The organism is Methylomusa anaerophila, from assembly GCF_003966895.1.
GTDB lineage: Bacteria > Bacillota > Negativicutes > Sporomusales > Sporomusaceae > Methylomusa > Methylomusa anaerophila.
Genome location: NZ_AP018449.1, coordinates 738,442 through 764,667 on the forward strand (window position 1 = coordinate 738,442; position 26,226 = coordinate 764,667).

Annotated in this window: 28 protein-coding genes and 3 tRNA genes; 11 read left to right on the forward strand and 20 right to left on the reverse strand. The window is 47.2% G+C overall.

Annotated features, from left to right (window positions below; translation table 11 throughout):
- Nucleotides 1-101 precede the first annotated feature (101 nt).
- The 5 genes from MAMMFC1_RS03335 to MAMMFC1_RS03350 all read right to left on the reverse strand — a co-directional run bounded on the left by MAMMFC1_RS03335 (nucleotide 102) and on the right by MAMMFC1_RS03350 (nucleotide 2,956).
- Nucleotides 102-2,327: a heavy metal translocating P-type ATPase gene (locus MAMMFC1_RS03335; RefSeq protein ID WP_126306460.1), complete on the reverse strand. Its 2,226-nt coding sequence runs from the start codon at nucleotides 2,325-2,327 to the stop codon at nucleotides 102-104.
- A gap of 16 nt (nucleotides 2,328-2,343) precedes the next feature.
- The gene (locus tag MAMMFC1_RS21095; protein ID WP_145987604.1) at nucleotides 2,344-2,568 is read right to left on the reverse strand and encodes a hypothetical protein; all 225 of its coding nucleotides are present in this window, start codon (nucleotides 2,566-2,568) and stop codon (nucleotides 2,344-2,346) included.
- Between the two features lie 41 nt (nucleotides 2,569-2,609).
- A tRNA-Val gene (locus MAMMFC1_RS03340) sits at nucleotides 2,610-2,685 on the reverse strand.
- A 117-nt stretch (nucleotides 2,686-2,802) separates the two neighbouring features.
- Nucleotides 2,803-2,877, reverse strand: a tRNA-Glu gene (locus MAMMFC1_RS03345).
- A 4-nt stretch (nucleotides 2,878-2,881) separates the two neighbouring features.
- Nucleotides 2,882-2,956 (reverse strand) — tRNA-Asn (locus MAMMFC1_RS03350).
- 164 nt (nucleotides 2,957-3,120) lie between these two features.
- On the opposite strand from MAMMFC1_RS03350, the gene MAMMFC1_RS03355 reads away from it, so the two are divergent.
- Both MAMMFC1_RS03355 and MAMMFC1_RS03360 read left to right on the forward strand, forming a co-directional pair.
- Entirely contained in the window at nucleotides 3,121-4,233 is a 1,113-nt protein-coding gene (locus tag MAMMFC1_RS03355) for an aminopeptidase (RefSeq protein ID WP_126306462.1), read from the forward strand.
- Between the two features lie 242 nt (nucleotides 4,234-4,475).
- Nucleotides 4,476-6,206, forward strand: coding sequence for an HD domain-containing phosphohydrolase (locus MAMMFC1_RS03360; RefSeq protein ID WP_126306464.1), 1,731 nt, complete (start codon nucleotides 4,476-4,478; stop codon nucleotides 6,204-6,206).
- 43 nt (nucleotides 6,207-6,249) lie between these two features.
- Here MAMMFC1_RS03360 and speE read toward each other — a convergent pair whose 3' ends face one another.
- The 4 genes from speE to MAMMFC1_RS03380 form a co-directional block, all read right to left on the reverse strand.
- Nucleotides 6,250-7,086, reverse strand: a complete 837-nt coding sequence (speE, locus tag MAMMFC1_RS03365) for a polyamine aminopropyltransferase (protein ID WP_126306466.1) — start codon at nucleotides 7,084-7,086, stop codon at nucleotides 6,250-6,252.
- 223 nt (nucleotides 7,087-7,309) lie between these two features.
- Nucleotides 7,310-7,825 (reverse strand): YmaF family protein, encoded by a 516-nt coding sequence (locus tag MAMMFC1_RS03370; protein WP_126306468.1) that lies wholly within the window; start codon nucleotides 7,823-7,825, stop codon nucleotides 7,310-7,312.
- A gap of 78 nt (nucleotides 7,826-7,903) precedes the next feature.
- On the reverse strand, nucleotides 7,904-8,233 hold the full coding sequence (locus tag MAMMFC1_RS03375; protein ID WP_126306470.1) for an AzlD domain-containing protein: 330 nt from the start codon (nucleotides 8,231-8,233) through the stop codon (nucleotides 7,904-7,906).
- Nucleotides 8,234-8,965, reverse strand: coding sequence for an AzlC family ABC transporter permease (locus MAMMFC1_RS03380; RefSeq protein WP_126306472.1), 732 nt, complete (start codon nucleotides 8,963-8,965; stop codon nucleotides 8,234-8,236).
- 134 nt (nucleotides 8,966-9,099) lie between these two features.
- Here MAMMFC1_RS03380 and pdxR point away from each other — a divergent pair, with 134 nt between their 5' ends.
- The gene (pdxR, locus tag MAMMFC1_RS03385; protein WP_126306474.1) at nucleotides 9,100-10,620 is read left to right on the forward strand and encodes a MocR-like pyridoxine biosynthesis transcription factor PdxR; all 1,521 of its coding nucleotides are present in this window, start codon (nucleotides 9,100-9,102) and stop codon (nucleotides 10,618-10,620) included.
- On the opposite strand, the gene MAMMFC1_RS03390 is transcribed toward pdxR, so the two are convergent.
- The gene (locus tag MAMMFC1_RS03390) at nucleotides 10,621-11,124 is read right to left on the reverse strand and encodes a GNAT family N-acetyltransferase (RefSeq protein WP_197723903.1); all 504 of its coding nucleotides are present in this window, start codon (nucleotides 11,122-11,124) and stop codon (nucleotides 10,621-10,623) included.
- Nucleotides 11,125-11,237: 113 nt separating this feature from the next.
- On the opposite strand from MAMMFC1_RS03390, the gene MAMMFC1_RS03395 reads away from it, so the two are divergent.
- From MAMMFC1_RS03395 to murQ, 7 genes are all read left to right on the forward strand, one after another.
- Nucleotides 11,238-11,972, forward strand: a complete 735-nt coding sequence (locus tag MAMMFC1_RS03395; protein WP_126306475.1) for an SIMPL domain-containing protein — start codon at nucleotides 11,238-11,240, stop codon at nucleotides 11,970-11,972.
- 361 nt (nucleotides 11,973-12,333) lie between these two features.
- Nucleotides 12,334-12,972, forward strand: coding sequence for a nitroreductase family protein (locus MAMMFC1_RS03400; protein ID WP_126306476.1), 639 nt, complete (start codon nucleotides 12,334-12,336; stop codon nucleotides 12,970-12,972).
- A 117-nt stretch (nucleotides 12,973-13,089) separates the two neighbouring features.
- Nucleotides 13,090-13,749, forward strand: coding sequence for a rhomboid family intramembrane serine protease (locus MAMMFC1_RS03405; RefSeq protein WP_126306477.1), 660 nt, complete (start codon nucleotides 13,090-13,092; stop codon nucleotides 13,747-13,749).
- Between the two features lie 163 nt (nucleotides 13,750-13,912).
- The gene (locus MAMMFC1_RS03410; protein WP_126306478.1) at nucleotides 13,913-14,545 is read left to right on the forward strand and encodes a nitroreductase family protein; all 633 of its coding nucleotides are present in this window, start codon (nucleotides 13,913-13,915) and stop codon (nucleotides 14,543-14,545) included.
- 159 nt (nucleotides 14,546-14,704) lie between these two features.
- Nucleotides 14,705-16,042: a PTS transporter subunit EIIC gene (locus tag MAMMFC1_RS03415; RefSeq protein WP_126306480.1), complete on the forward strand. Its 1,338-nt coding sequence runs from the start codon at nucleotides 14,705-14,707 to the stop codon at nucleotides 16,040-16,042.
- A 20-nt stretch (nucleotides 16,043-16,062) separates the two neighbouring features.
- A complete protein-coding gene (locus MAMMFC1_RS03420; RefSeq protein WP_126306482.1) occupies nucleotides 16,063-17,166 on the forward strand; it encodes a DUF871 domain-containing protein in 1,104 nt (367 codons plus the stop codon).
- Nucleotides 17,147-18,049 (forward strand): N-acetylmuramic acid 6-phosphate etherase, encoded by a 903-nt coding sequence (gene murQ / locus MAMMFC1_RS03425; RefSeq protein WP_126306484.1) that lies wholly within the window; start codon nucleotides 17,147-17,149, stop codon nucleotides 18,047-18,049. Before MAMMFC1_RS03420 ends, murQ begins: the two co-directional genes overlap by 20 nt.
- Here murQ and MAMMFC1_RS03430 read toward each other — a convergent pair.
- The 4 genes from MAMMFC1_RS03430 to MAMMFC1_RS03445 all read right to left on the reverse strand — a co-directional run bounded on the left by MAMMFC1_RS03430 (nucleotide 18,042) and on the right by MAMMFC1_RS03445 (nucleotide 21,247).
- Nucleotides 18,042-18,425: a YkvA family protein gene (locus MAMMFC1_RS03430; protein ID WP_126306486.1), complete on the reverse strand. Its 384-nt coding sequence runs from the start codon at nucleotides 18,423-18,425 to the stop codon at nucleotides 18,042-18,044. The genes murQ and MAMMFC1_RS03430 overlap by 8 nt on opposite strands.
- 44 nt (nucleotides 18,426-18,469) lie before the next feature.
- Nucleotides 18,470-19,303 carry a polysaccharide deacetylase family protein gene (locus tag MAMMFC1_RS03435; RefSeq protein WP_126306488.1) on the reverse strand — a complete coding sequence of 278 codons (834 nt, stop codon included), beginning with the start codon at nucleotides 19,301-19,303 and terminating at the stop codon, nucleotides 18,470-18,472.
- Between the two features lie 80 nt (nucleotides 19,304-19,383).
- Entirely contained in the window at nucleotides 19,384-19,935 is a 552-nt protein-coding gene (locus tag MAMMFC1_RS03440; RefSeq protein ID WP_158618623.1) for a GDYXXLXY domain-containing protein, read from the reverse strand.
- The gene (locus tag MAMMFC1_RS03445) at nucleotides 19,925-21,247 is read right to left on the reverse strand and encodes a DUF2157 domain-containing protein (protein ID WP_158618624.1); all 1,323 of its coding nucleotides are present in this window, start codon (nucleotides 21,245-21,247) and stop codon (nucleotides 19,925-19,927) included. The genes MAMMFC1_RS03440 and MAMMFC1_RS03445 overlap by 11 nt, the downstream gene beginning before the upstream one ends.
- Nucleotides 21,248-21,575: 328 nt before the next feature.
- Between MAMMFC1_RS03445 and MAMMFC1_RS03450 the strand changes: the two genes are divergently transcribed.
- Complete coding sequence (locus MAMMFC1_RS03450; protein WP_126306494.1) at nucleotides 21,576-22,256, forward strand: Crp/Fnr family transcriptional regulator; 681 nt, start codon at nucleotides 21,576-21,578, stop codon at nucleotides 22,254-22,256.
- A gap of 107 nt (nucleotides 22,257-22,363) precedes the next feature.
- Here the strand turns inward: MAMMFC1_RS03450 and MAMMFC1_RS03455 are convergent, their stop codons facing one another.
- The 6 genes from MAMMFC1_RS03455 to MAMMFC1_RS03475 all read right to left on the reverse strand — a co-directional run bounded on the left by MAMMFC1_RS03455 (nucleotide 22,364) and on the right by MAMMFC1_RS03475 (nucleotide 26,167).
- Nucleotides 22,364-22,921: a DUF1638 domain-containing protein gene (locus tag MAMMFC1_RS03455; protein ID WP_126306496.1), complete on the reverse strand. Its 558-nt coding sequence runs from the start codon at nucleotides 22,919-22,921 to the stop codon at nucleotides 22,364-22,366.
- A gap of 162 nt (nucleotides 22,922-23,083) precedes the next feature.
- Nucleotides 23,084-23,941, reverse strand: a complete 858-nt coding sequence (gene arsM, locus MAMMFC1_RS03460; RefSeq protein ID WP_232035640.1) for an arsenite methyltransferase — start codon at nucleotides 23,939-23,941, stop codon at nucleotides 23,084-23,086.
- A gap of 82 nt (nucleotides 23,942-24,023) precedes the next feature.
- A complete protein-coding gene (sigZ, locus tag MAMMFC1_RS03465; protein ID WP_197723904.1) occupies nucleotides 24,024-24,587 on the reverse strand; it encodes an RNA polymerase sigma factor SigZ in 564 nt (187 codons plus the stop codon).
- Between the two features lies 1 nt (nucleotide 24,588).
- Entirely contained in the window at nucleotides 24,589-24,816 is a 228-nt protein-coding gene (locus MAMMFC1_RS03470; protein ID WP_126306498.1) for a hypothetical protein, read from the reverse strand.
- A gap of 19 nt (nucleotides 24,817-24,835) precedes the next feature.
- Nucleotides 24,836-25,006, reverse strand: a complete 171-nt coding sequence (locus MAMMFC1_RS21700) for a hypothetical protein (RefSeq protein WP_174234361.1) — start codon at nucleotides 25,004-25,006, stop codon at nucleotides 24,836-24,838.
- A gap of 15 nt (nucleotides 25,007-25,021) precedes the next feature.
- Nucleotides 25,022-26,167 carry an aminotransferase class V-fold PLP-dependent enzyme gene (locus MAMMFC1_RS03475; protein WP_126306500.1) on the reverse strand — a complete coding sequence of 382 codons (1,146 nt, stop codon included), beginning with the start codon at nucleotides 26,165-26,167 and terminating at the stop codon, nucleotides 25,022-25,024.
- Between the last annotated feature and the right edge of the window lie 59 nt (nucleotides 26,168-26,226).

Genomic DNA, 26,226 nt, shown 5'->3' on the forward strand with positions numbered 1-26,226 from the left:
TCTGAACATTTTGAACCACCCTCACCAAATTATGGTTGCGGCAAACTTCACGCTTGCTGTCCGGTTGAATTCACTTAAATAGCCGCGCTCTAGCCTGCCTTTTATTCTTCCGGCTTAAATCGTCGCAGCCGCAAGGCGTTTGTTACCACGGAAACCGAGCTAAAAGCCATGGCCGTTCCGGCGATTATCGGCGAAAGTAATCCGCTGGCCGCCACCGGTATACCAATAATATTATATATTAACGCCCAGAATAAATTTTGTCTTATGTTGCGCATGGTGGCGCGGCTTAAGCTGATGGCTGAGACAATACCTCTGAGGTCGCCCCGCATTAAGGTAACCGAAGCAGCCTCCATGGCCACATCTGTCCCGGTGCCGATGGCCAGGCCCACATCGGCTGCAGCCAGGGCGGGGGCGTCATTAATACCGTCACCAACCATGCCGACAACAAATCCTTTATCTTTGAGCCGGATTATCTCTTCCGCCTTCTGTTCCGGCAACACTTCCGCCAGCACACGATCATCCTCGATACCCACCTGGCCGGCGATAGCCAGGGCTGTACGGCAATTATCCCCGGTAATCATCCAGACTGCTATCCCCATAGTTTTTAAGCGGGCAATGGCCTCTTTCGATTCAGGTTTTACGGTATCGGCAACGGCGATAATTCCGACCAAATTGCCGTCCACCGCCGCCAGCATGGCAGTTTTGCCTTGAGACTCAAGGGTCTCCATTGTTGCCGTAACATTGGGAGCCAAGACCACATGCTCCCGTTCAGCCAGTCTGCGGGTACCGGCCATCACCTTCTGGCCGTTGGCGTCTGCTGTCACACCAAACCCGGCGACAGCGGCAAAATTCTGCACTGCCCAAAGACTTAGTCCCCGGTCTTGCGCCTTCATGACAACAGCCTGACCCAGCGGATGCTCTGAGGCCTGCTCCACGCTGGCGGCATATTGGAGAATTAAATTCGGCTCCATTTCGACCAGCGGAACAATATCTGTGACTTCCGGCCGGCCCTTGGTGATGGTTCCGGTTTTGTCCAGGACAACAGCCGTCATCCGGTGGGCGTTTTCCAAATGTTCGCCACCGCGAAATAATATTCCGTATTCCGCGCCTTTGCCGGTTCCTACCATAATGGCCGTCGGCGTCGCCAGTCCCAATGCGCAAGGGCAGGCAATGACAAGTACGGCGGTAAAATTAATAAGCGCCCTGGTTATGTTGCCGGCATCAAGCCAAATATACCAGACCAAGAATGTAATTGCGGCAATTACTACGACCACCGGCACAAAGTAAGCTGAAATCACATCCGCAATCCGTTGAATGGGGGCTTTTGAACCCTGAGCTTCTTCCACTACCCGAATAATCTGAGCCAGGGCGGTATCACGTCCAACCTTCGTAGCTTTTAACCGGAAACTGCCGAACTTGTTTACCGTCCCGCCGGTTACCGCATCGCCGGGGTTTTTGTCTACCGGCAGGCTTTCGCCGGTAAGCATGGACTCATCAATAGTAGAGTTCCCCTCCAGTACTTCCCCGTCCACCGGGATTCGCTCGCCTGGGCGGACAACCACAATCTGGCTCACGGCAACGGATTCAACAGGAACGTCTATTTCTTGGCCGTCTTGGACAACCCGCGCTGTTTTAGCCTGCAAATTTATAAGTTTTTTTATGGCCGCCGAGGTCTGGCCCTTGGCTCTCGCTTCCAGGAGCTTTCCCAAAAGAATCAAGGTAATGAGGATAGCCGAGGTTTCGAAATACACCATGCCATGGGGCAAAAAGACATTCATGATGCTATAAAAGTAAGCCGCACTTGTCCCGAGAGCCACAAGCACGCTCATATTAGCCCCCAGATTTTTTACGGCATGGTAAGCATCGCGGTAAAACTGCCAGCCGGCGCCAAATTGAACAGGCGTGGCTAAAATCCATTGGAGATACTTATTCCCTAGTATGGGAACCATACCATGTCCCATGAATATCTCCAGCAGCATATTCAAGGCCAGCGGCAAAGATAACGCCACCGATAACAAAAACCACCGTTTTTGCTGGGACATATCCGTTTCCTGTGCAGCCTTCTCCTGGTCGTTGGAAAAAGCTCGTTTTTCTTGCGGGTTATGGTCATTAAGTTCACTAGCGGTATAACCGATGTCGCTGATTTTGGCAATTATCTGATCCACATCGACCGTGTCCGCATCATAGGCAATGTTGGCCTGCTCCATAATAAGGTTCACTGCCACCGTAATAATTCCGGGCATTTTTTTCAGCCCGCGCTCGATGCGGGCCGAGCAAGCGGCACAAGTCATGCCGCCGATTTTAATTATAACTTTTCGTTCATTCATTAGACCTGCCTCGCCTTCACAACGCTATATGGGCTTCCCTTTCCCGCTCACTCTGTATTTTAATCTGTCCCTGTTGATTGCGAATCATACTGTAACCCCTGGATAACTCCCTAACGATCTCGGCACCCTTATTGCTTTCATTAATATGATTAATATTAATATGGATATAAGCATATTTCGCCAAAAAACCATAAAGTTCCTGCTCAAAGCAAATACAATACCCACCGGTTTTTCTAAACAAAAAAAGCCTATAGGAATTTCCTATAAGGCTTACTGCGCTTATGGTGGGCGATGACAGGATCGAACTGCCGACATCCTGCTTGTAAGGCAGGCGCTCTCCCAGCTGAGCTAATCGCCCGTTTCGGTTTTCGACCTCTGACGTTTGACTTTCGTCACACCTAGCCGAAAACTATTTATCCAGGCTCGTTACTTCTGCCCTTTCGAACATCGTGCATCGAACCTCGAATATCGAAAATGGTGACCCGTAGGGGATTCGAACCCCTGATACCGCCGTGAAAGGGCGGTGTCTTAACCGCTTGACCAACGGGCCGGCTTGGCTCCTTGAGTAGGACTCGAACCTACAACAACTCGGTTAACAGCCGAGTGCTCTACCATTGAGCTATCAAGGAGTGTCTAGCGACATAACAAATTATATAACAGTGAAAATAAAAATGCAAGAGGATATATTCATTTTTTTCTGTTAATAAGTGGGATATGCAAGGATAAATCATGCCAACGTCAAATAAACTATATACTATAATAATATATATCCCATTTTTAGGAGGCGTGATCCGTGGACCCTAGAATCAAAACCTTAGCCAATAATTTGATTCATTATTCTATCGCGTTACAACCCGGAGAAAAGATTCTGATTGAAGTCTTTGACGATGCTTATCCTCTGGCCAAGGCTTTGGTCGACGAGGTTTATGCTGTTGGCGGCGTGCCTTTTCTTGAACTGAAAAACAACCAGTTGCAGCGGGCATTAATTCGCAATGCCACCCAAAAGCAATTAAGCTCCATTGCTTCTTGGGAAGCAGCCCGGATGAAAGAGATGAATGCCTACATTGGTGTTCGCGCCAGTCACAATGTGAGCGAGTTGGCGGATGTACCTTCCGATCAGCTGCAAAAATATTCACAGTATTGGATGAAACCGGTACATACGGATATACGGGTTCCAAACACCAAATGGTGCGTTATGCGCTATCCCAATCCGTCCATGGCCCAACTGGCCAATATGAGTACCGAAGCCTTTGAGGACTTCTATTTCAATGTCTGCAACCTGGATTACGCGAAAATGGCCAAAGCCATGGACCCCTTAATTGATCTGATGGAACATACCGACAAAGTGCATATCATAGGACCCGGCACAGATATAAACTTCTCCATAAAAGACATACCGGCAATAAAATGCTCCGGACTAAGAAATATTCCCGACGGCGAAGTCTATACCGCCCCGGTGAAAAATTCCGTAAACGGATTTCTCACCTACAACACTCCGGCAATCTACCAGGGCTTCACCTACGATAATATTCGTCTTGAATTTAAAAACGGAAAAATCATGAACGCATCGGCCAACGATACGGAAAAAATCAACAAAGTATTGGATACGGACAAAGGCGCCCGTTTCATTGGTGAATTTGCTTTGGGAGTCAATCCTCACATCGATACACCGATGAAAGATACTTTGTTTGATGAAAAAATCAAAGGCAGTTTTCATTTTACCCCCGGCAACGCCTATGACGTAGCTTTTAACGGCAACAAATCAGCCATCCATTGGGACCTGGTGTGCATCCAGAACCCTGAATACGGCGGCGGCGAAATCTGGTTTGACGATCGCTTAATCCGCAAAGACGGACGCTTCATCATTCCCGCGCTTGAGGGCTTAAATCCCGAAAACTTGGTGTAAATTCAATTTATAAGCAGAGACTATAATTTTAGTACAGAAGAGACCCATGGGTGAATCCCCCGGGTCTCTTCTTTTTTGTAAAATTATTGTAAAGTTCCGTTTAATTCATTTTAAAAATAAAGGATTTAGCGTTAGCCGCTTTGAAATCACTATTATCAACATTATATTCCAAAATAGATTGCAATCTGTTAATAACTGACAAAAATTGATATTCGCGGCAATCGAATGAGGGGCTGAGACTGTTGCTAAAATCAATCAGAACCGAACTATTTATCGTCACTGTCTTAATGGTAATAATCCCTCTAATTACCTGCAGCATTTTCAACTATTATATCATCTCCCGCGATGTTGGAACCAAAATGCGTGAGGACAGTCTTGTATTCACGTTATCAGTCGCCCGGAATATACGCAGCTTAATCGATAAGTCTTATGCAGTCGCCGAAGAATTGTCCGCTAATACTGATATCTCTTCATTTAATCCTGCGAACCAGGAAATGATATTACGTCAAGCTGCATCCCGCCATCCCCAGTTCGATCTATTATTTGTACAAGATATTCATGGGTGGCAGACGGCCAACAGTCTGGGTGTTCCCGGCAGTGACCGCTCCGGTCGCTGGTGGTATAAAAAATTTATGAGTCTGCAAACCCCTTTTGTCAGTAAATCATATTATACAACAACAGACAACACTGCCGTTACATCTATTTTTATGCCTGTATATTCCCTTGATGGTCTCATTGGGATTTTGGGAGCCGACTTGAAATTGGATTCCATTCAGGATCTGGTGGAACAGCTTACCATAGGCAAAGGCAGTTACACTTATATCCTTGACGGCCAGGGAACGGTTGTCGCTCACCCCGATAAAAACCAGGTTGCCGAGTTATACAATTATCAAACACTGACGCGGACCATTCAACAAAAAGACGCCAATGGTATCCCCCTGCGCGACCGATACAATAATCACATTACTCAGGAATACCCCATATCGGTACCGGAAAAATTGCATGAGGTTGTTAGCTTGGCCCTACAAGGAGAATCGGGAACAGCAGAATATCAAGATTTAAGCGGCAATGACATGATCTGCGCTTACACGGCTGTTTACCTTCCCGGTAATTCCGAAAACTGGGCGGTAATTACAGTAGATAATAAAACAACCGCTATGGCCACAGCCACTCAAATCATAGATAAGAATACATGGGGCACAGCAATTGCGTTGATTGGTACTATTTTGATTGTATATCTCCTCTCCCGCCGGATTACTCATCCCATATTACTTATGGATGAACAAATTAAACGAATTACACGAGGTCAGCTCCACAAACCGCTGGCAGGTGATTTCGGGAAAAATGAGGTGGGACGTTTGGCTCATTCTTTTGAAGATATGCGAGCTACTTTAGCCAAGGTACAAACCGAACAAGAAAATATGTTCCTGTCCACCATTCGGGCGCTGGTTATGGCACTAGAATCCAAAGACGGCTATACCCACTCCCATTCAGTTGAAGTAGCGGAAATCGCAACCAAAGTAGCTGCCGAGCTTGGGTTATCCCAGCAAGAGCAGTTCAAGATAAAGTTCGCCGCCTTGCTGCATGACATCGGAAAGATCGGCATACCCGACCATATTCTTAATAAAAATGGCAGTCTGAGCGATGAAGAATGGGACACCATGCGCCAGCACCCGACCATAGGAGCAAAAATTATCAGTACCATACCAAACATGGAGGAAATCGCCCATATAATCAAGCACCACCATTCCCGCTGGGATGGCAAAGGATATCCTGGCGGTATACTCGGCGAAAATATCCCCCTTGGCGCCCGCATTATCGCTGTTGCCGATGCTTTCCAGGCTATGACTTCCGACCGTCCTTATCGCCAGGCTCTTTCGTACCAATATGCAATCGCTGAAATTCGCCGCTGTGCCGGTAACCAGTTTGATGCTCAAATTATCGACGCTTTTCTAAAAGTTGCCGATCAGTGAAAGACCCAGCCTTCCGGCTGAGTTTTCCATACTTGTTGTAATACTATTTTATAAGTTCCTGCACAAAATTAGGCAAAGCGAAACAGCTTTTCTGAATATTTACATTGTGATAACGGGTGCCAAATGTCGCGGGAATCCGGCTGACATCGGCTTCTGTCGGATCATACTGCTTAGAACCGATGGTAAAGCAATGAAGACCGCCGGGATAAAGCGGAATCGAGGCTAAGTACAGGCGGATAATTGGGAATAAGGAAGAAATATCTTGGTGTAGTCTTTTGACCAGTTCCTGATGGTAAAAGGGAGATTCAGTCTGCTGAACGAATAAACCGTCCGGTTTAAGAGCTTTATATACGTCTTTATAAAAAGCGCGAGTGAACAGTCCTTCGCCTGGCCCGATGGGATCAGAGCAGTCAACAATGATAACATCATAAAGATTTTCCGCTTGCTGCATATGCTTAATGCCGTCGCCGATCTTAAGTTCAAGTTTAGGATGGTTTCCGTTTAAAGCAATACTTATCTCGGGCAAATACTTTTTGCATACATCCACGACCATGCCATCGATCTCCACCATCTCAGCCTTCTCAATAGATTGGTGTTTTACGACCTCCCGGACGGTACCGCCGTCGCCACCGCCGATGATCAAAACTTTCCTGGGATTCGGATGACTGAACAGGGGAACATGGGCAATCATTTCATGGTAAATAAATTCATCAAAAACCGAAGTCTGGAATACTCCGTCCAATACAAGCATGCGTCCGAATTCCAGGGATTCTACGACCGCTACTTCCTGAAACTTTGACTTTCCGGCGAATAGAGTCTCTTTAATCCGGGTAGTCAAACCCAGATTTTTCGTTTGAAACTCTGTATACCATAATTCCATACAAATATCCTCCTATGATCAAGCTATTCAAGCTTGCATATTACGCTCCTTATTGATCCGGGCACGGATTCTACCACATATTTTACCACAAAAAAAATAAATTTACTGAATTATATATATGTTTTATCTGCCGCCTTAAAGAATTGACATCCGGATATTAGGACAAGCTTCAACCAAAGCAAAAGCCGCCGGGATATCCCGGCGGCCAACTATTCTATTGTTTTTACTCCTTTTCTCCAGGGCGCTTGCCGTACTTGTATTTCGGCATGTGGTGTTTATAATAAGGCTTATGGCATGCTTTTTCTTCACATTCTTCTACTGCTTCCTCAATATCCTCAACGCATTCCTCTACATCTTCCTCGTCGCATTCCTCTTCAGCCAGACTAGGACCTAAACCGGTACAGCCGGAAAAAGTATGACAGTGATCATCACAAATACTAGTGTCGCCGGCGAAATAATGTACATGAGTATCATCACATAACTCAACAGCCGGCCCTGTTATGATGTCAAAGGCATGCCAATGGCCTTCACAGTCTTCACTGATGAAGGAAGTACGGCCATGGATGCAGTGAACGTGGGACCTATTTTTTTGCTTAGCCGGACCACTAACCCCCGTAATTATGTGTTGATGGTCGTCCGCCACATCAGCCTCGGTCAAATAGGTATGGACATGAATCATACAATCGTCCTGATTGTGATGATGGTGTAGATGTTTACGGTCTTCTTCCGTAACAGGCATTTTTTCACACCTCCCAAGAGTTGTCGTGTAATATAGTATGCTTTTAACAACTCTTTGGTTACAGACACTAACCCCTGCCTAGCGGACGGATAACCAGCGAAGTGACAGCATAACCGCCAGACCTAGTGCCATGGTCAGCATCGCGTTACGGTATTTGAAAGCAATAATTGCCGCCACAGCTCCGGCCAGCAAATAATGATTGTTTAAGGACAAGTCAAATTTACCGGCGGGAAGAAGCAGGGAAGGAACAATTAAAGCTGTCAGTATGGCTGTGGGTACATGCTTCAGCCATCGTGCAAACCAGGCCGGGATGCCTGTCTTCCTAAACAACGCCACCGCCCCGTACCGGGTCCAAAATGTAACAATTGCCATACCGGTGATAATCAGCAACATTTCACTTCTGACCATCTAGTTAATCTCCTCCTGCCTTCTATCGATAAGACCTCCGGTAATACTGGCGGCAAAACAAGCGACGATGATATACCATTTACCCGGCAGGTACAAGGCTCCCAGAACGGCAGTGAGTGATGCCACACCGCAAACAACAAAGCTGTTTCTATCTGCCAGCCGGGGGATGAGCATAGCCAAAAAAGTAGCCGGCATGGCAAAGTCCAGACCCCATGCCAATGGGTCGGGAATATACCCGCCCATTAGCACCCCGGCTATGGTTGAACCGGCCCATGTCAGGTATGCGGCGGTGTTGGAGCCGAGTTGAAAACTGGCACTGTATCCGTTCTGAGTAATGCGGTTGATTGTAATCGCATAAGTTTCATCCGCCATACCGAAAGTAAGCAGCATTTGCTTTAACGCCGGCAGCCGCATCAGATGCGGCGCAAGTGACGCCCCCATTAACAGATGCCGGAGATTGACAAGCAAGGTGGTGCACACAATCAACCACCAGCCGGTGACTCCGGCCGCAATCATCGAAATACTGATAAATTGGGCTGCACCGGCAAAAACCAAGAGAGACATCAACACTGTTTCCACCGGCGTCAGCCCTGCGGCCAACCCCATTACGCCGCAGGTTATGCCAAAGGGGACTACCCCGATTATGATCGGAATACTATCCCTTGCCCCGAGCCAGAAATCCGTTGTCGCCAAAAGATTATCAGCTGCTGCTGATGCTTTGCAACTCTCCATACCCATTGAACCACCTTCCCGAGCACTATGGCTGCGTGTCTTAATATTTTTAGGATAACAGGCAGGAAAAACACCGTAAATATCCAATTAAATAAAATAACAGCATAATTGGATATTTCGGAGGAAAATACAAAATGGATATATCCAAAATTATAGGCGGCATCCGTTTAGACCCTGCCGCTACTATCCCGCTGTATATACAAATTGCGAATGCCGTTGCTGCGAAAATTCAAGAGAATATCCTGCCGCCGAATACCAAACTGCCTCCCGAGCGTGAATTGGCAGAACTTTTGAAAGTTAGCCGCACCACAGCCATAAATGCCTACCATCAGCTGGAACGGCAAAAAATGGTTAGAACCAGAATCGGCAGCGGTACTTACATAGCCGAGTTATCATCTCATTCAGTTCCTAAGGCTGACATTCCGTGGCATCAATTGTTTTCTCCCCATCTCCAAACCCCATTATCATCCATCATTAAAGAACTGGTATCTACTGTAGTATCCAGTGACTCTATATCTTTGTCCGCCGGCATGCCCGATCCGGCGCTATACCCTTTGGACGCCTTCCACGATTTATTTAACCTGACTATTAAAAACCTAGACAGTACAGACTTCGGCCATATTCCTACCGAAGGCTATTTCCCCCTGCGCCAGGAATTGGCCCGCTATTTAAACCAAAAAAATATTTTCTCCCAGCCGGACGATATCCTTGTATCCACCGGCTCCCAGCAGGCTTTATATCTTTTAACCAAGGTATTGCTGGCACCGGGAGATTATGTTATCGTCGAATCGCCAACCTATCTGGGCGCTATCCAAATGTTTCAGTCTGCAGGAGCCCGCATACTTACTTTACCTGCCGCAGGCCGGTTTCCCCTGTCGCTAATGGAAGATTATCTTATCCGGTATCGTCCGAAGCTGCTTTATATTCTGCCTACATTTCAAAATCCCAACGGGCGGCTGATTCCACTCAATGAACGGCAGGAAATCTTAAGTTTGGCCTCACGCCACCGGCTGGCCATTATTGAAGACGACCCTTATGGCGAGCTCTATTACGGGGAAGCGCCGCCGCCTTCGCTTAAAGCGCTGGACCATTATGGCGGCGTCATATACCTTAGCACTTTTTCCAAAATATTGTTTCCCGGCTTACGCACCGGCTGGATAGCGGCTCCCGCGGCGGTCATCAACCGCGTTGCCCTGGAAAAACAGTATATGGACCTGCACAGCAACAATATATCCCAGTGGCTGCTTACCAATTTCCTTGGCCATAATTTGCTGGAGAGCCACCTGAAACTGGTTCGCCGGGAGTATAAAAAACGCCGCGATTCAGCCGCCCGCGCTTTGCGGCGCCACCTGGAAACCTTAATCTCTTTTTCCGTCCCCGGCGGCGGTTTTTATCTCTGGTGTCATCTGGAAAACAGGATTACTTCCCGCCAGTTGCTTCATGAAGTCACGAAAGAAAATGTCTCCTTCGTCCCCGGTGAAGCCTTTTATGCCGACCCTCTCGGCGAGAAAGAATTCCGGCTCTGCTTTGTAACTCACCGGGAAGAACTGTTGCAAGAGGGAGTAAAACGGCTGGCACAAGCATTGCACGCATTGATGAAAAATACTGTTGCCAGCCAAACAAACCGGCCTAACTCTATACGACCCATCATATGATTACAGCAACTTGGCCATACAATATTCATCCACATACTGCCCGTCAACAATCAGAGATTTGTGGTACTTGCCTTCTGTCATAAACCCCATCTTTTCATACAATCTTAGTGCCCGCTTGTTGTGAGCCATGACGGTTAGCTCCAAACGAACCACTCCCACGTTCCTCGCCCATAGCTCCACTTCCCTAAACAAGCGTCCGCCCAGGCCTTGTCCGGTATATTCCTCCAAAATACCTACGGCAATATATGCCTTATGCCGGATTCGGTTGGCGAATCCCCGCTCGGCAGACAGAAAACCAACCAGACGGCTGCCCCCGGCCTCGACAACCAATAGGAGCGAACCGGATCTCTCAGCGTTACGGATCCGAATTACCAACTCTTCCGGCGAAGTTCTTCTCTCGCCTGGTTCAAACAGCAAAAATTTGGACTCATTATCCAGTGTGTGCAGCAAATGATAATATGACCATACGTCTTTTTCTTCAATCTTTCGTATTTCCATTTCCATAACTACCAACCTCCAGCCCCTCTAACTTCCAACCTCCCGAAAAAAACTTATAACACCCGAAGCGTTACCTTTTGCTTTAATCTGCGTTTATATAACTAAAAGGAGATGAAAATGTGAAAAGTAAACTGTATTTCTTGGGGAAACAAGCTATTTTATTAGTACTAATGATGGTATTGGCAGCGACGCCGGTACTGGCTAAAGAGCCATCAACCGGGACAGAAGTTACGGTGTCAGGGAATTATGAACAGGAAATAGCTCCGGATGTTGCTTTTGTCACTATGGGCGCAGTAACGGATGCCGTAAATGTAAAGGATGCACAGGAAAAAAACGCCGAGTTGGCGGCCAGAATCCAGCGCCAGATTGAGGCTCTGGGAATCAAGCCGGAACACATAAAGACCGTCAATTATTCCGTAACTCCGGTATATGAGTATGCCGACAACGGACGCAGACTTGCGGCAATCAAGAGTTACCAGGTATCTAACAATATCTCTGTCACCGCCGCCCCCGACCAAGCCGGACTGGTAATCGATACCGCTCTAAAAGCCGGCGCCAATCAGGTAACCAGCGTTCGTTTCGGCAAAAAAGACGAGACAGCCGCCAAAGCCGAAGCAATCCAACAGGCGGTAAAAGACGCCCTCACTAAGGCGGAAGCCATTGCCAACGTCTTAAATAAGCACGTTTCCCGCATCCAGGCAGTCAACGAAAGCGGCGTGTATTTGCAGCCTTTGGAAATGAGCAGAATGGTTGCCAAGGGCGCAGCAGCGGATACGGCGACCCAGCCCACCCCCATATCGCCCGGTTTGGTTCATCTGACCGCCAATGTCCAAGTCACGGTTGAACTGGAATAATAATTTGGCTATTACATCCATCGGAAAATCACCGGTGGATTTTTTTCCATTCCGGGTACCCTATTGGGAGATGGATCATATCATGAACGGTAATCCTTCCCCGCATTATTTAATATACGTCAGGAGAATAAAGAAATGTGCCTTACCTGCAACATGGCGCAACAATTTGTTGCCAAATGGAATAACTTTCTGGGACAATACATGTTCCTGCTGGTTCTTATGTCACTCATTATCGGCTTTAGTACCCCTCGCAGCAATACCGTATATCTACAAGTATTTTGACAAGAATATTCCTGCCTAAGTTGCTTGCCCATAAAAGGGGAAGTATAATAGAAACATAACAGGGAGGAATGCGAAAACTATGAAAGAACTTGAGTTCATTTATAAACGGGTCAGTGTAAGGAAATTTAAGGAAGACCCAATACCTGTCGAGCATATCCGGGAGATAGTAAAGGCAGCTACCTATGCCCCCTCAGGTAAGAATCTGCAAAACTGGCATTTCGTTGTTGTTAAAAATAAAAATAAAATTGCTGAAATTGCGTCAATTGTGGAACAAAAGAATCAAAAACTAACGAATTACATAAAAGACGCGGACAAGATTAAAGCATTTGCAGGATCGGTGCGCTACCATACTGTATTTCAGACGGCGCCGGTGCTGATCCTTGTCTATGCCGGCCCCTATGATACCATTGCCGATACGCTGTTAGAAGCCGGCATTCTGCCGCGAGAGGAAGCTTTGAGTTACGCCAAGCCAAATCCAGGAATTCAAAATATTGCTGCCGCCTTGGAAAACCTGCTGCTGGCTGCGGCCAGTCTGGGTTATGGCGCCTGCTGGATGACCGGTCCCAGCTATGCTGCCGCGGAAATATCCCAATACATAGGCTTTAAAAAAGAAGGCTATTATCTGGCAGCCATGACTCCACTAGGTATTCCGGCCAGCGGCGAGATAGCCAACCCGGCCCGCAAACCTTTGGAGGAAGTGCTTACAATCATTGAATAATAAAACTAATCAGCTTAAAGTAGGGAACTGATAATCTGAGTCCATCATACGAAATAATATTAACGGGGGTAGGTCTTAAAGCCGCCCCCGTTTTTTGGATAAAGGGAGAGTACGGGTATGATTCCTTTACGTGATAATATTCGCCTTGGTTCATTTTTTCCTTCTCTAACTTTGGGAATTATTCTCTTGAATGCCTACGTTTTTTACCTGGAATTGACTTCAGATTCCATCGGTATAATCGCTGCATATAGCTTGATACCGGCCAAACTCATGCATAATATTAATACCGGCACTCCCCATGATCTTATTGCTTACCTGCCTTTGGTCAGCAATCTGTTTCTTCACGGCAGCTGGTTTCACATCATAGGCAACATGTGGTATCTGTGGCTATTCGGACGCACTTCGGAAGCCTGCCTGGGTCATTTAAAATACCTCTGCTTTTACTTTGCCTGCGGCATTACTTCCAACCTTACCCAGGTTCTGTTCGATCCAAACTCAAATATTCCGCTTATTGGCGCGAGCGGCGCTGTGTCGGGGGTGCTTGGTTCATACCTGACCTGCTTTCCCTCCGCCCGGATTCTAACTCTTATCCCATTATTCCTTTTTTTTCCGATAATAGAAATTCCTGCCTACCTTTTTATCGGCGTCTGGTTTCTGCTGCAACTCGAGCAGGGAGCCATAGCCGGGTTCATCGCCGGGTCAAATATTGCCTGGTGGGCCCATATCGGTGGATTCCTTACAGGCATTGTCTTGAGCCGGGTTTTTCGGAATAAATAGTTTTTCCACTCAGCCTATTTCGGCAGAAAACAAGGGAGGTGAGTATGGGCGAATTCTCTAATTTAACTAAGTGATGATCCAATGTATAGCAGGAAATCCCTTTGCAAATAACTAATATTTATTAACTAGGAGTAACTTTATTTTAAATCAGGAGGGATTACTCATGGTAGAAAAAAAGCTTGATTTTAAAGAGCTTGCTGAAACCAGACGGTCGGTAAATTTTTTTGATCCAACCAAACCTTTATCGGATGAGTTGCTGAAAGACATCATCGACCTTGCCGTACTGGCTCCTTCTGCCTTTAATGCCCAGCCGTGGCAAGTATTAGCTGTAAAGTCAAAAGAGAAGCGGCAAGAAGTCCACGACAAGGCGTGCAACCAGCCGAAAGTGCTTGACGCCCCTGTCTTGTTGGCTATTCTTGGCGACACAACCGGATTTAAACGCCCAAATCCGATATGGGACGAAAAAGTCCGGTTAGGTAATGCTAGCGCCGCAGATGTAGAAAATATTGTAAATTTCTCCGAAAATGTCCTTTTTCCTACGGAACTTAGGCAGGTGGCTTTCGCAGCCAGCAACAGCTCCCTGCTGGCCATGAGCATCATGTATGCCGCCAAATACTATGGCGTTGAAGCTCACCCCATGATCGGATTCGATGAGTCCAAAATAAAAGAAATATTCAACATCCCTGATCATGTGATTGTAACCATGCTTATATGTTTAGGGTATTTTGATGAAACTAAGACTTTACGCCCGCGAGAAACCCGCTTTACTTATGAAAAAATTGTAAAATCCTTTTAACCGGCTATGCCGCTGCAGTGCTTGTAAGCCCCGCCCGCCATTCGCGGGCGGGGCTAAACATTTGATAATAAAAATGGCCGCAACTGCTCTATACATAATAACACTAAAATGCTATAATTTTTTGAATAATCCTAGTGGTCTAGTAACGGAGGTTGAAGAATGTCCAAAGAAAGAGAGCTTGCCGAACAGATAGTCGTGACCGTAGGCGGCAAAAACAATATCATTGGGGCCGCTCACTGCATGACCAGACTCCGTCTGACATTGGCGGATTTACAAAAAGCTAATCAAATTGTTCTGAAAAAAATTCCGGGAGTGCTGGGAGCAGTAGAGCAGGCGGGTCAGTTGCAAATCATCCTCGGCCCCGGAATTGTAAACAAAGTTGCAGGCGTACTGAATGAAATCACCGGCCTTAAGACGGGTGAGGTAAGGGACTTAAAAACAGCCTGCCAGGATCAGAACCGCACCCCGTTCAAATTGTTTCTGCGAAAACTGGCCAATATCTTTGTTCCCCTTATTCCCGCTATCGTTGGCTCCGGTATGGTAGCGGGCATTACCAACATCGCCGTACAGTCAGGGGCAGACCCGCAAGGAACGTTTATCGCCATCTTAAATGTAATCGGCTGGGGAATTTTCTCTTATTTGGGCGTCTTTGTCGGCATCAACGCCGCCAAAGAGTTTGGCGGTACGCCGGCACTGGGAGGTCTTGCCGGAGTACTTATCATTAACCCGGCAATCGCCACAATAAAAATCAATGGACTGGCTTTGGTCCCGGGCCGGGGCGGCTTGATCGGAATATTGCTGGCAGCCTGGTTTATCAGTTGGGTGGAAAAACAATTGCGCAAAGTTGTCCCCCATGCGTTGGATATAGTGGTTACCCCGGCGCTTACCCTTTTAATCACCGGGTTGGCCACCTATTATGTACTGCAGCCTGTCGGCGGCGTCTTATCCGATGGTATAATAGCTTTTTTTAAAAATATGATCAGCATAGGTGGTGTCGTGGCCGGTTTTACTCTGGCCGGGACCTTCCTGCCTGTTATAATGTCGGGAATGCATCAAGGCCTTGTACCGGTGCACATGGAATTTCTTAACACCCTGAAAGAAAATCCTTTGCTCCCTATTCTGGCCATGGGCGGTGCCGGGCAGGTAGGAGCAGCTTTTGCCGTATATCTGAAAACTAAAAACAACAAGCTGAAACAAATAGTCAAAGGCGCTTTGCCGGTCGGTCTGCTGGGCATCGGCGAACCCTTGATTTTTGGTGTAACCCTGCCCCTCGGCCGCCCTTTCATTACCGCCTGCATCGGCGCTGGTTTCGGCGGCGCATTCCAGGCTGCCGCCGGCGTCAAATCCATCGCTTTAGGCGTCTCCGGCCTTCCCCTGACTTTTCTTATTAAGCCCGGCGGCGCGGGACTTTACCTTGCCGGCCTTGCAATTGCTTATGCGGCAGGTTTCATCGTCACCTGGGTGGTAGGCTTTGAGGACCCCAAAGATGAAGAATGATTTAAGGATGTGACTAGTTCATGACAGTTGAAAAAGGAATATCCGTTTACGCCGGGCTGGGATATCCGGTTGAAACCATCAAGCGCCATCTTGAAATGGCCCGTGACTTAGGCTATTCCCGTCTGTTTACCTCCCTTCATATTCCCGAAGCGGACCAACAGGCGATAATCCCGGAATTTAGAAGCATCATCGGCCACGCCGGCGAATTAGGATTCCGGGTCACTGCCGATATATCCCCTCGGGCCTTTAGCCTGCTGGGGCTCAATTACCTGTCGGCCCCGGCCTTGAATAGTCTTGGTATTGACATTCTACGTCTGGATTTCGGGTTCACGCCGGCGGAGATTGCCAGACTCACCAGGGAAAGCGCCCTTCATATCGAACTCAATGCCAGTACAATTAACACCACCATACTGGCGGCCATTCTCTCAGCCGGAGCCGTTACCAGCCGCATCACGGCCTGCCATAACTTCTATCCCCGTCCGGAAACCGGCTTGTCCTACGAACTATTCCAAGAACGCACATTACTCTGCCAACAATACAATATCCCGGTGGCCGCTTTTATTCCCTCCGGAAAAAATCCCCGCGGCCCAATCCACCAGGGTCTGCCCACTTTGGAACAGCATCGCTCGCTAAGTCCGGTGGTGGCGGCCAAACACTTTTTGGCCGGTAAACTGGTCGACTGTATCTTCTTCGGCGACCCGCTGGCCCCTCCGGAAGAATTAGCGTCAGTAGCGTCTCTTGCTGACGAATGTGTGGAACTTAATGTCCAGGTTGAATCAGGTCTCAGCCAGCAAGAACTGGCTATACTCTTTTCCCGCCATACCAATCGTACCGACCCGGGAGAACATGTAATCCGTTCGCAGGAAGCCCGCGGCCTGTGTACCGGAATCATTCCCGCCCGTCCGGTCCGGCCCCGCGCAACAGGCTCGGTTACAATCGATAACGCCGGCTACCTCCGCTATATGGGAGAATTACAGGTTGCCGCGAAAGACTTACCACCTGACCCCCGGGTTAATATAGCGGCAACCGTAGTGAAAGAAGAGCTTTTTCTGCTTAAATATATCACGCCCGGTCGTCCATTTCGCTTTAAGGAGGTCGCCGTAATTGAAAATCAATCTGGATAAACTGCTAACCGAAGGCTGTAATCCCAATACCGTAAATATTGACAGGCAAACCACACTGGATATCGTCCGTCTCATCAACGCCGAAGATCAAAAGGTGGCCCTGGCCGTTAAGGAAGTATTGCCCCAGATTGCCCGGGCCGTGGATTGGACAACTGACTGCCTGCAAGCCGGCGGCCGTTTGTTCTATATCGGTGCCGGCACCAGCGGACGATTGGGAATACTGGATGCCTCCGAATGCCCGCCCACTTACGGGACATCGCCGGAAATGGTTCAAGGCCTGATTGCCGGCGGGAAAACTGCGGTTTTTCGCGCAGTTGAGGGAGCTGAAGACTCTTTGGCCTTGGCCGCCGACGACTTAAAACAAAAACACCTTACGAATAAGGATATCGTAGTGGGAATCGCCGCCAGCGGCCGAACGCCTTATGTCCTTGGGGGTTTACGCTATGCCCGGGAAGTAGGCTGTAAAACAATTGCCGTCAGTTCGACACCCGAGCCGGAGATCGGCAGTGTCGCCGCTTTGTCCATTGAAATTCTCACCGGCCCGGAAGCAATTACCGGTTCTACCCGGATGAAAGCGGGCACCGCCCAAAAGATGGTGCTAAATATGCTGACAACGGCAACCATGATTAAATTAGGCAAGGTTTATGGAAATCTGATGGTTGACGTCCAGGCCACCAACCACAAACTCAATGAAAGAGCAAAACGCATAGTAACACTGGCTACCGGCTGCCCAGGGGAAGAAGCCGAGCAGGCGCTTATCCGGGCAGAAGGTTCAGCAAAAACAGCTATTGTCATGCTGTTGGCAGGTATTTCGGCAGATGCGGCCCATGACTTACTGCGTCGTACAAAGGGCAGAGTATCCGAGGCTATTGATATTATTTAACCAGATAATAAATTCCCGTCACCAAAATCACTACCGCAATGAATACAATAGTCAACCACTTTAGCAGCCTCTTCCTTAGCGGGTATTTTTCGGCTGTTTTACGGCATTCGTCCAGTATTCCGGCCGGAACCTGATTAATTGCCGCCGCTAAAATAAACGGCACTACGACTAAATCATCTAAAAAGCCAAAAAAAGGCACCACATCCGAGACGATGTCTATCGGACTAATTAAATAGAACATCGCTGCCCCGGCCATCAGCTTTACAGATCCCGGTGTTCGCGGATGTTTTAAAACCAGTAAGAGTACATATAAGTTATTTTTAAGCACCCACAGCCTTTGGGTAAAATTTTTAAATTGCAGCCACTTGGTTATCATGTATAATCCCCTATCAGTATATAGGTCGCATTAAAGAATTGACATCATAGCAACCCGTCGGTAGCAGAATTTATGATTGAATCCATGTGTTCCGGCAAGTAATCCAAAAGCATATGCGCCGAATAGGTTCCGGTCAGTCGCGCCAGTAAAGCATCAAAATCCGTGGTGCTAAATATTGGGATACGGCGCAATAAGAAGATATTGTCCCGACCGGCTTTGTTTACGCCGCTTAATACCGTAAAGGCCCCCTGATAGCCTGCTGATTCGATCTTTTTCCATGATCTCAGGTTAAAGAACCCGTAAGGATAGGAAAAAAACAACGATTCCTGGTGCGTTATCCCTTCAAGCTGTCGTTTATTGTCCAAGATTTCATGTTCTAATTCCGGTCCGGACAATTGGGTCAAATCACTGTGAGTCATGGAATGCCCGCCGATGGCGAACCCGCTCTTTGCCATTTCCCGCACTTGTTGCGCCGATAATCTTTGGGCACGGTCAACGTTAATTCCCACAACAAAAAAAACTGCTTTAAACCCATACTTCTGCAATATTGGCAAAGCATTAGCATAATTATCGTCATAGCCATCGTCAAATGTGATCAGGATGGGTCTTTCCGGCAGAGACACTTCTTCCCTTTTCATGTAGGCAATCAACTGCTCCGGCGAAATAGTCTCAAAACCCGCATTATGCAGCAACGCCACTTGCCGTTCAAATTCGTCCGCAGTTATCGTCAGGCGGGGCAAACCACCATCATCATTGCCAACATGATGGTATAGTAACACAGGAATTCCGTCTTGGCGGCTTGCACTGGCAATATAGCTGGAAAATAACATGATAACAACAATAACAGTAGCTACTGCTCTTTTTTTTAGAACAACCATCAGGGTCAACCTCCAGTTTAGGATTCTCCTTTAGTAATATATATATGTGAATACCGCTTGTTCCTCGGCCGCGTTTTTTCTTATTTTCTTTCCCGCAAAACATCAAGAAGCGTTTTGTCCCCTATGTAAAGCTGTTCGACCACGCCGTAACCGTCCTTGATCCGCACCAGCGCAACCCCGTCTTTGCCGGCGCTGGTTCTGTACGCCGTTTCAGCGGCAGGAGCCACATCCTCCGGCAGGTAATACCGCTTAAAAGGAACAATGACAAATGCCTGATCCTGATCCTTTTTTACATATAGAACCTTTACCCGCAGAAAAGGTTCTCCTGCCGGCCGGTTGGCCCGAATCCCCTGAATGTAGGCTTTGTTGTCCCGCCTTTCCCCGATAACGGCGTAAGCCGTTTGTCCGTGGGCAAAATCAGACCCGTCAAGGATGGGGCCGCTCATTTCCTTAAAATGAAGATCAATATACCTTCCTTTCAAAGCATCGTATGGGTCAACCGGTGCTGTGGCCCAGTAAAACTGATGCCCATTCTTCAGTACATCCTCCCAATGCCATGTCATGTAGAGTGGAACGGTCAGTTGAATGACTGCCAGGAACAGAAAAAGTAAAATGGCGGTTTTAGTTTTCATCATCATTTCCCCCCGCCTTTCGTCGGACCATTACCAGATTAGCAATAAGAAAACCGATTCCCAGCGCAACAAACACGCTCCCCCGCACTATAAAACTGAATTCAATATCAAAGAAACGGGCCGTTATTAACGCCGCCAGCATTATCATGCCGATATTCAGGGTCCCCAGAGTCCCCTCGCGGATACTGGTCATAATTACAGTCAGGCTTATAACCAGCATATAGGCATTTAATAATACGGTAGCTCCGACCCCGCCGGTATCATAACTTTGTATCAGGTAAGCCGCGCCTGCAATCAGCGGCGCTACCCCGAATAAGCTGAATAAGCTATACTGAATCCCTTTAGTCCTAAGCAGCCGGCTCCCCAATAGAACAGCAAAAGCCATGAGAGCAAAAGCAAGTATATATTCTTTGGTTGTCGTCCAATAGAGCTTGTCTCCCAAACTAAGCCACAGGTTTCTAAACGTCATTAGAAAGGTTAAGCTAACGGTTCCCAATAATCCGACTAATTTGAAGGGTTTCTGCCAGGCTGCGGCTTCTTCGTCAAACCACAAGCTGCCGACAAAATAGAGTATTGTGAACCAAATAGTATAAGTAAATAAACTAAGTTTGTCGATATACCGGGCAAAAGCAAATCCGAAACAAAAACAGAGGCTAAGGGTAAAAAACCAGGAAAAAATAACAGTCTGATTCTTCCCCCGCGCTGTCCGCAGCAGATGGTAGTAATACGGGGTCGCCAACCCTAACAGGGCCCAGATGATTTGCTTGCCCAAGATATCAAAATAACCGACAGCCGTCCATAGGGAAATGCCGATCAGGTACATCAGGGCAGGAACGGTAACATTCAGCAGATAAACCAGCGGAAGGGAAAGCAGCATCCAGGTCAACAAATAGCCGCCTGTGTCATCAACCAGATGATAGGTCTGCCCAACTAAAGCTATCGCTGCCCCCACGATCAGCATCAATAAGGTAGCTGCGCACTCCGCCCACACCGCGCTGTCCTTTTTATCCTTTTTAAACCATATTACTGCGCCGGTAAGGGTTTGCGCCGCCAATAACATACCAACAGCAATCGCCATCCGGTGTAAACGGGTAAGCTGATCCCAGTTATGGGCCAAAATGAGGATAATTCCCAATCCTACTAAGACAACGCCGATTATGCCAAATACTGCTAAGAAAATTTTGGGCTGGGGACGCTGGGTTATGGGTTCGTAGTATTCCCGTATCCGCTCGGCGTTTTCGGCGGAAATAACGTTTTTCTCAACCAGCTCCGGCAACTGTTGATACAGCCATTTCACTGCTTTTTTGCTCATAAGTCCGTCTCCCATAAGGCCTCATAATCAATACTTCATCAATACTTCCTTGTTGTTTTAACTTGCCAAAGCAAAATTTACAACTTTGAAAACTTTGAAAACTTTGAAAATGTTTTGCGTTTTTCGTAAATAATATGTCTATTGGAAATATATTATACATTCGCTGCGAATTGGGAAATACCTGTTACTTAGGAATATTCCTGCGCCAAAGCGCCCGCGGGAAACTCTGCCGGTCCCGCAAGTGTCATATTTACGGGGCCGGCAGGAAGGATTGCATAGGAGAGTCAGAGAATATAGCACCAAAACATTTTGTGGAGGATATGTGATTATGACCAATCGTTGCATGAAGGATTTAGATATCTTTTCTGCTTTAGGTCACATCGAGCGTGAACAGGTGGGCGAGCTCGCCCTTAAGAGAATCTATCATAAAAATGAACCGGTTTTCAGCGAAGGAGAGGAAGCAGACGCCATTTATCTCATTAAAACCGGCAGGGTGAGACTCTATAAAATCTCCGAAGAAGGCAAGGAGTTTACCCTTGACTATCTGAAAGCCGAAGACATTTTTGGCGAAGCCACTTTTTTCGAAAATGCTGTACACACGATGAATGCCGTTGCAATGGAAGACACGTTTATCTGCTGCTGCACCAAGGAATTGTTTGTCAAATTATTAAATCATCCCCAAACTGCGTTGAAAATTGTCCAGCATTTTGGTAAAAAAGTGAATGAATATACCGAGCATATGTCCCGCATTGCCTTTAAGGATGTAAGAGGCAGAGTACTGGATGTGCTCTATCGGCTGGCCGAAAGTTACGGGAAGCAAACCGGCAATGGACTTACAATAGCTTTGGACCTCACGCACCAGGAAATCGGCAGTCTTGTCAATGCCTCACGTGTTATGGTAACAAATGTACTCAGCGAACTGCGCAAAGAAAACCTGGTTCATATCGATGGCCACCGCATCACCTTGCCAAATGAAGGTAGGACTAAGTACCAGAATCGGGTCATTTAGAAAAACATAAAACATGCCCCTGCCAAAAACGGCAGGGGCATGTTTTATGTTTTAAGCCCAAGCAGCAAAAATAACTCAAAAATAACTATGGAATAACTATGACGCAGCTACGCCGTCAACAATTTTCGCAGGTTTTCCAAGTCAATGGGAACAATCTCAATCGGGACTTCAGCAAAGTCAAAGAACTCCAGTATTTTCTCATCATCAAAGGGAACCAGCCCGGTATCCAGCAGAACAATGCGATCATAACCCCCAAAGTTCTGGCGGGCATCCACCTTATCCCAATGAAGGCCCTCCTCAAATATCTGCCGCCAATTGTTGAGCCAGCCGGTTGTTAAATAGAATGTCCGCGCTTCTTTATCCATTTCAGCCATTTTTTCTCCCAGCAGCATTTCGATACAGTTTCGCGCCTCAATACACCGGCATCCGTTACGGGCCGCCAGTTCTTCCATTTCCATATGGCAGCCTGTGCCAAATATCAATGTCAGGTTCTCCTTGTCGTCATAAGCCTGGATAGCATTTGTTACCGCCGATAATAATTTTTTCAGATCCACATGGAGAGCGGGGTCCAAGTAACGAATTTCAACATTTTCATCCTTTAGAATATGCTCAATTTCATCTTTCAATATGGCACAACACAACATTTTTTTGGGTTTATCCGGCATAATGTCCCCCTCCTTGTCTCTTAAATGATAGGGTTATAACACTCCTTATGCTCTCATAGTAACAAATTAGGGCACCGCCGGTCTGTAAATTATTTTACAGCAATAAATCTTTTCGGTTGAGCCGGCCTTCCTTTTAATGCCTGACCCCGATTCCACTGCCAGCTACCGGGCTGGTTTTCTCCCGCGAACAAAGGCGCTAACGATGGCTCCGTTCCATTTTTCAATCTCTTTAATTGTTGCTCCGGGAACCAAATTCTTCGCCGACGGATCGGTTAAATCATACGTCCTGGTAATTTCCAGTTCGATGTTTTCAAAACCAGCTTGAAATAGCTTTGCTTTATACTCGTTGTCTGTAAGAGCCCCAGCCATACAGCCGGCCCAGGCCAGCAGGTTCTGCTTTATTTCATCAGGTAAGGGCTTGGTAGTAACGATATCTGACACTGCTACCCGGCCGCCAGGTTTTAAAACCCGGTATATTTCGTGGAATACCTGGTCCTTATTAACAGACAGATTGATCACACAGTTGGAGATAACCACATCCACCGCCGCGGCCGGCAAAGGAATATCTTCAATATGACCTTTCAGAAATTCGGCGTTGATCAACCCGGCCTTGGCCTTATTAGCGTTGGCTGCTGCCAGCATCTCATCAGTCATATCCAGCCCATAGGCTTTGCCGGATGGCCCCACCCGCCTGGCGGAGAGAAGAACATCAAGCCCGGCGCCGCTCCCTAAGTCAAGCACTGTTTCGCCAGGATGCAACTCCGCCAGTGCTGTAGGGTTGCCGCAGCCCAGCGACGCATTTACCAGATCCTGGGGAAGTCCGGTTACCTCATCAGCAGCGTATAATCCGCCGGTGATCATGTTAGCAGCCGAGTTATCAGAACCACAGCAGCTTGAATTACAACAGCAGCCTGTCTTGGCGGTTATGGCTTCAGCATATTTTTGGCGTACCAGTTCGCGCACTTCATTATCATCCATCATCTGTTTCCCGCCCGCCAGGCAAGTATTCTTTTCATCCATCTTAAACAACTCCTTATATGTTTATTAGTCTTTTCGACTTTACACATATAAAGACGCGGTATGAAAAAAAAGGACGCAATTTTTACGCCTCTGGCTCAACAAAATTGCAGTCCTTACGCGTATAATCAATAATGTTTCCCAACCGGTCAAATTTGAAATGGCAACAACCCAGCAGCATTTCTTTAAGCATGACCCTAGCCCTCTGTACCCTTGATTTTGCTCCCGATAGGGAAATTCCCATCTGTTCACTTAATTCTCTTTGCGTTAGGTTGTGAAATTCTGTTAATATAATCGCTTGCTTATATTTTTCAGGCAAATTTTCCAGCATTACCTTTAAACACGATCCGATCTCCTCCCGGACTGACAAATCGTCTTCCGGCTCATTCGCTAAATCCTCTGTAAGTTCTCTGAATTCAACCGGTCTGTTTTCCTTGCGGTAGTAGTCAACAATCGCATTGCGCGCTATCTGGTAAACCCAGGCATAGATTTTCTTATCATCCCTTAAACTGTCGATATTATTATATACTCTGGAAAACACCTCCTGCAAAATATCCTCAGTATCCTGCTCGTTGGCTATTCGCTTCCTTATGAAATTTTTAAGCGGTACACTGAATTCCTGCCAAAATTCATTCATATCGGCTTTCACTTTACACCGGCCCCCGCATTCTTCGGGAAGCCAATTCCCATTCTTTAAGCATCAGATTTTGTGACGCTGACATTGGCTCACCAGCCTCGGACTGAGGTTCAATGAAATAATAGCAGTCTGGTTTGATCTCTTTAGACCCATCCGATACGTCAACCTGATATTTAAGACACCACCTTTTTCCATCGCTCTGTATTTCAGCGATACCGCATAGAGAACACATGTTAGCCATAGGATCTCCTCCTTAACTTTTATCCTTTTTGACCAGACAGCAGTCCCGATAAGCAGGTTATCTCTTTCTTTACTTTAGGTATGATGTGTTCAAGAACAAAGCTAAGCGCTTCCTGCGGATCTTCATCATAATAAATACTCTTTAGCAGCAGTTGCTCCGCTTCGTCAAATACAACGAATACTTTGGACAAAACTCTTCCCTCCTCTCATTTGTGCAATATTTCTTCCAGAGCATTAGCCAATAAGTCCATATCTCCTCTGGAATTGAAATATCCTGTACTTATCCGCAGTGTACCCGTATCTTGCGTGGCCAGCACCTGATGCGCGCAAGGGGAGCAGTGAAGCCCGGCCCGTACCGCAATATCATATATTTCGTCCAATACATAGGCTATCTCGGCCGGGCTAACTGAATCGAAGTTCAACGAGATAATACCAACCATCTTTTGCGGGTCTTTCGGTCCGTGAATTGCAACGCCGGGCAGTGCCGACAACCGCTTTAAGGCATAACCTGCAATGTCCGACTCTTTTTGCACAATCTGATGAACTCCTTGCTCAAGGATAAATTTGATAGCCGAACGCAACCCGACAATACCAAGCATATTCATGGTTCCTGCTTCCAGTCTGTCGGGATAATAGCTTGGATGAACCGGCGACATCGAATCACGCCCCGTCCCGCCAACTATTAGTGGCCTAATTTCTATGCCAGGACTTATCAGCAAGCCGCCAATGCCCATGGGTCCGAGCAGACCCTTGTGGCCGGTGAAGGCGAGTATATCAATGTTATCCTTGGCAAAATGTATGGGGTAAGAACCGGCCGTTTGCGCGCAATCTACTAGTAACGGTATCCCCATGCGCCCGGTAATGCAGCCGATCTCTCTGATAGGCTGAACAGTTCCTATTACATTGGAAGCGTGAGTAAAAACAACTAACGATGTTTCCGGCCGGATAGCCGCCTCCACTTGCCCCGGATCGGTAAAACCTTCTTTACTGCATGGCACTGCCGTAATAGAAATGTTCAACTCTTTTCTCATCAACTGCAAGCATCGCCACACGGCATTATGTTCAAGGCTGCTGATGATAACATGATCGCCCTTTTTTACAATGCCGCGGATTGCGATATTTATCGCCTCAGTAACATTGGCAGTAAAAATCACATTATCCGGCGCGTTGAATCCCAACAGTTCACAGAGCAATTCCCTTGTCTCATCAACCAATGCCGTCGCCTGCTTGGCTTTAGTATACGAACCTCTGCCCGGATTAGAGCCGTTGTGCATCATATACTCACTGATCGCCGCTAACACCGCCGGCGGTTTAGGAAATGATGTAGCAGCATTGTCTAAATAGGTAGACATATGGCCATCTCCCTTAATCTATGCTCACCAAGACTAAAAATAAGGCAATTCATTCATTA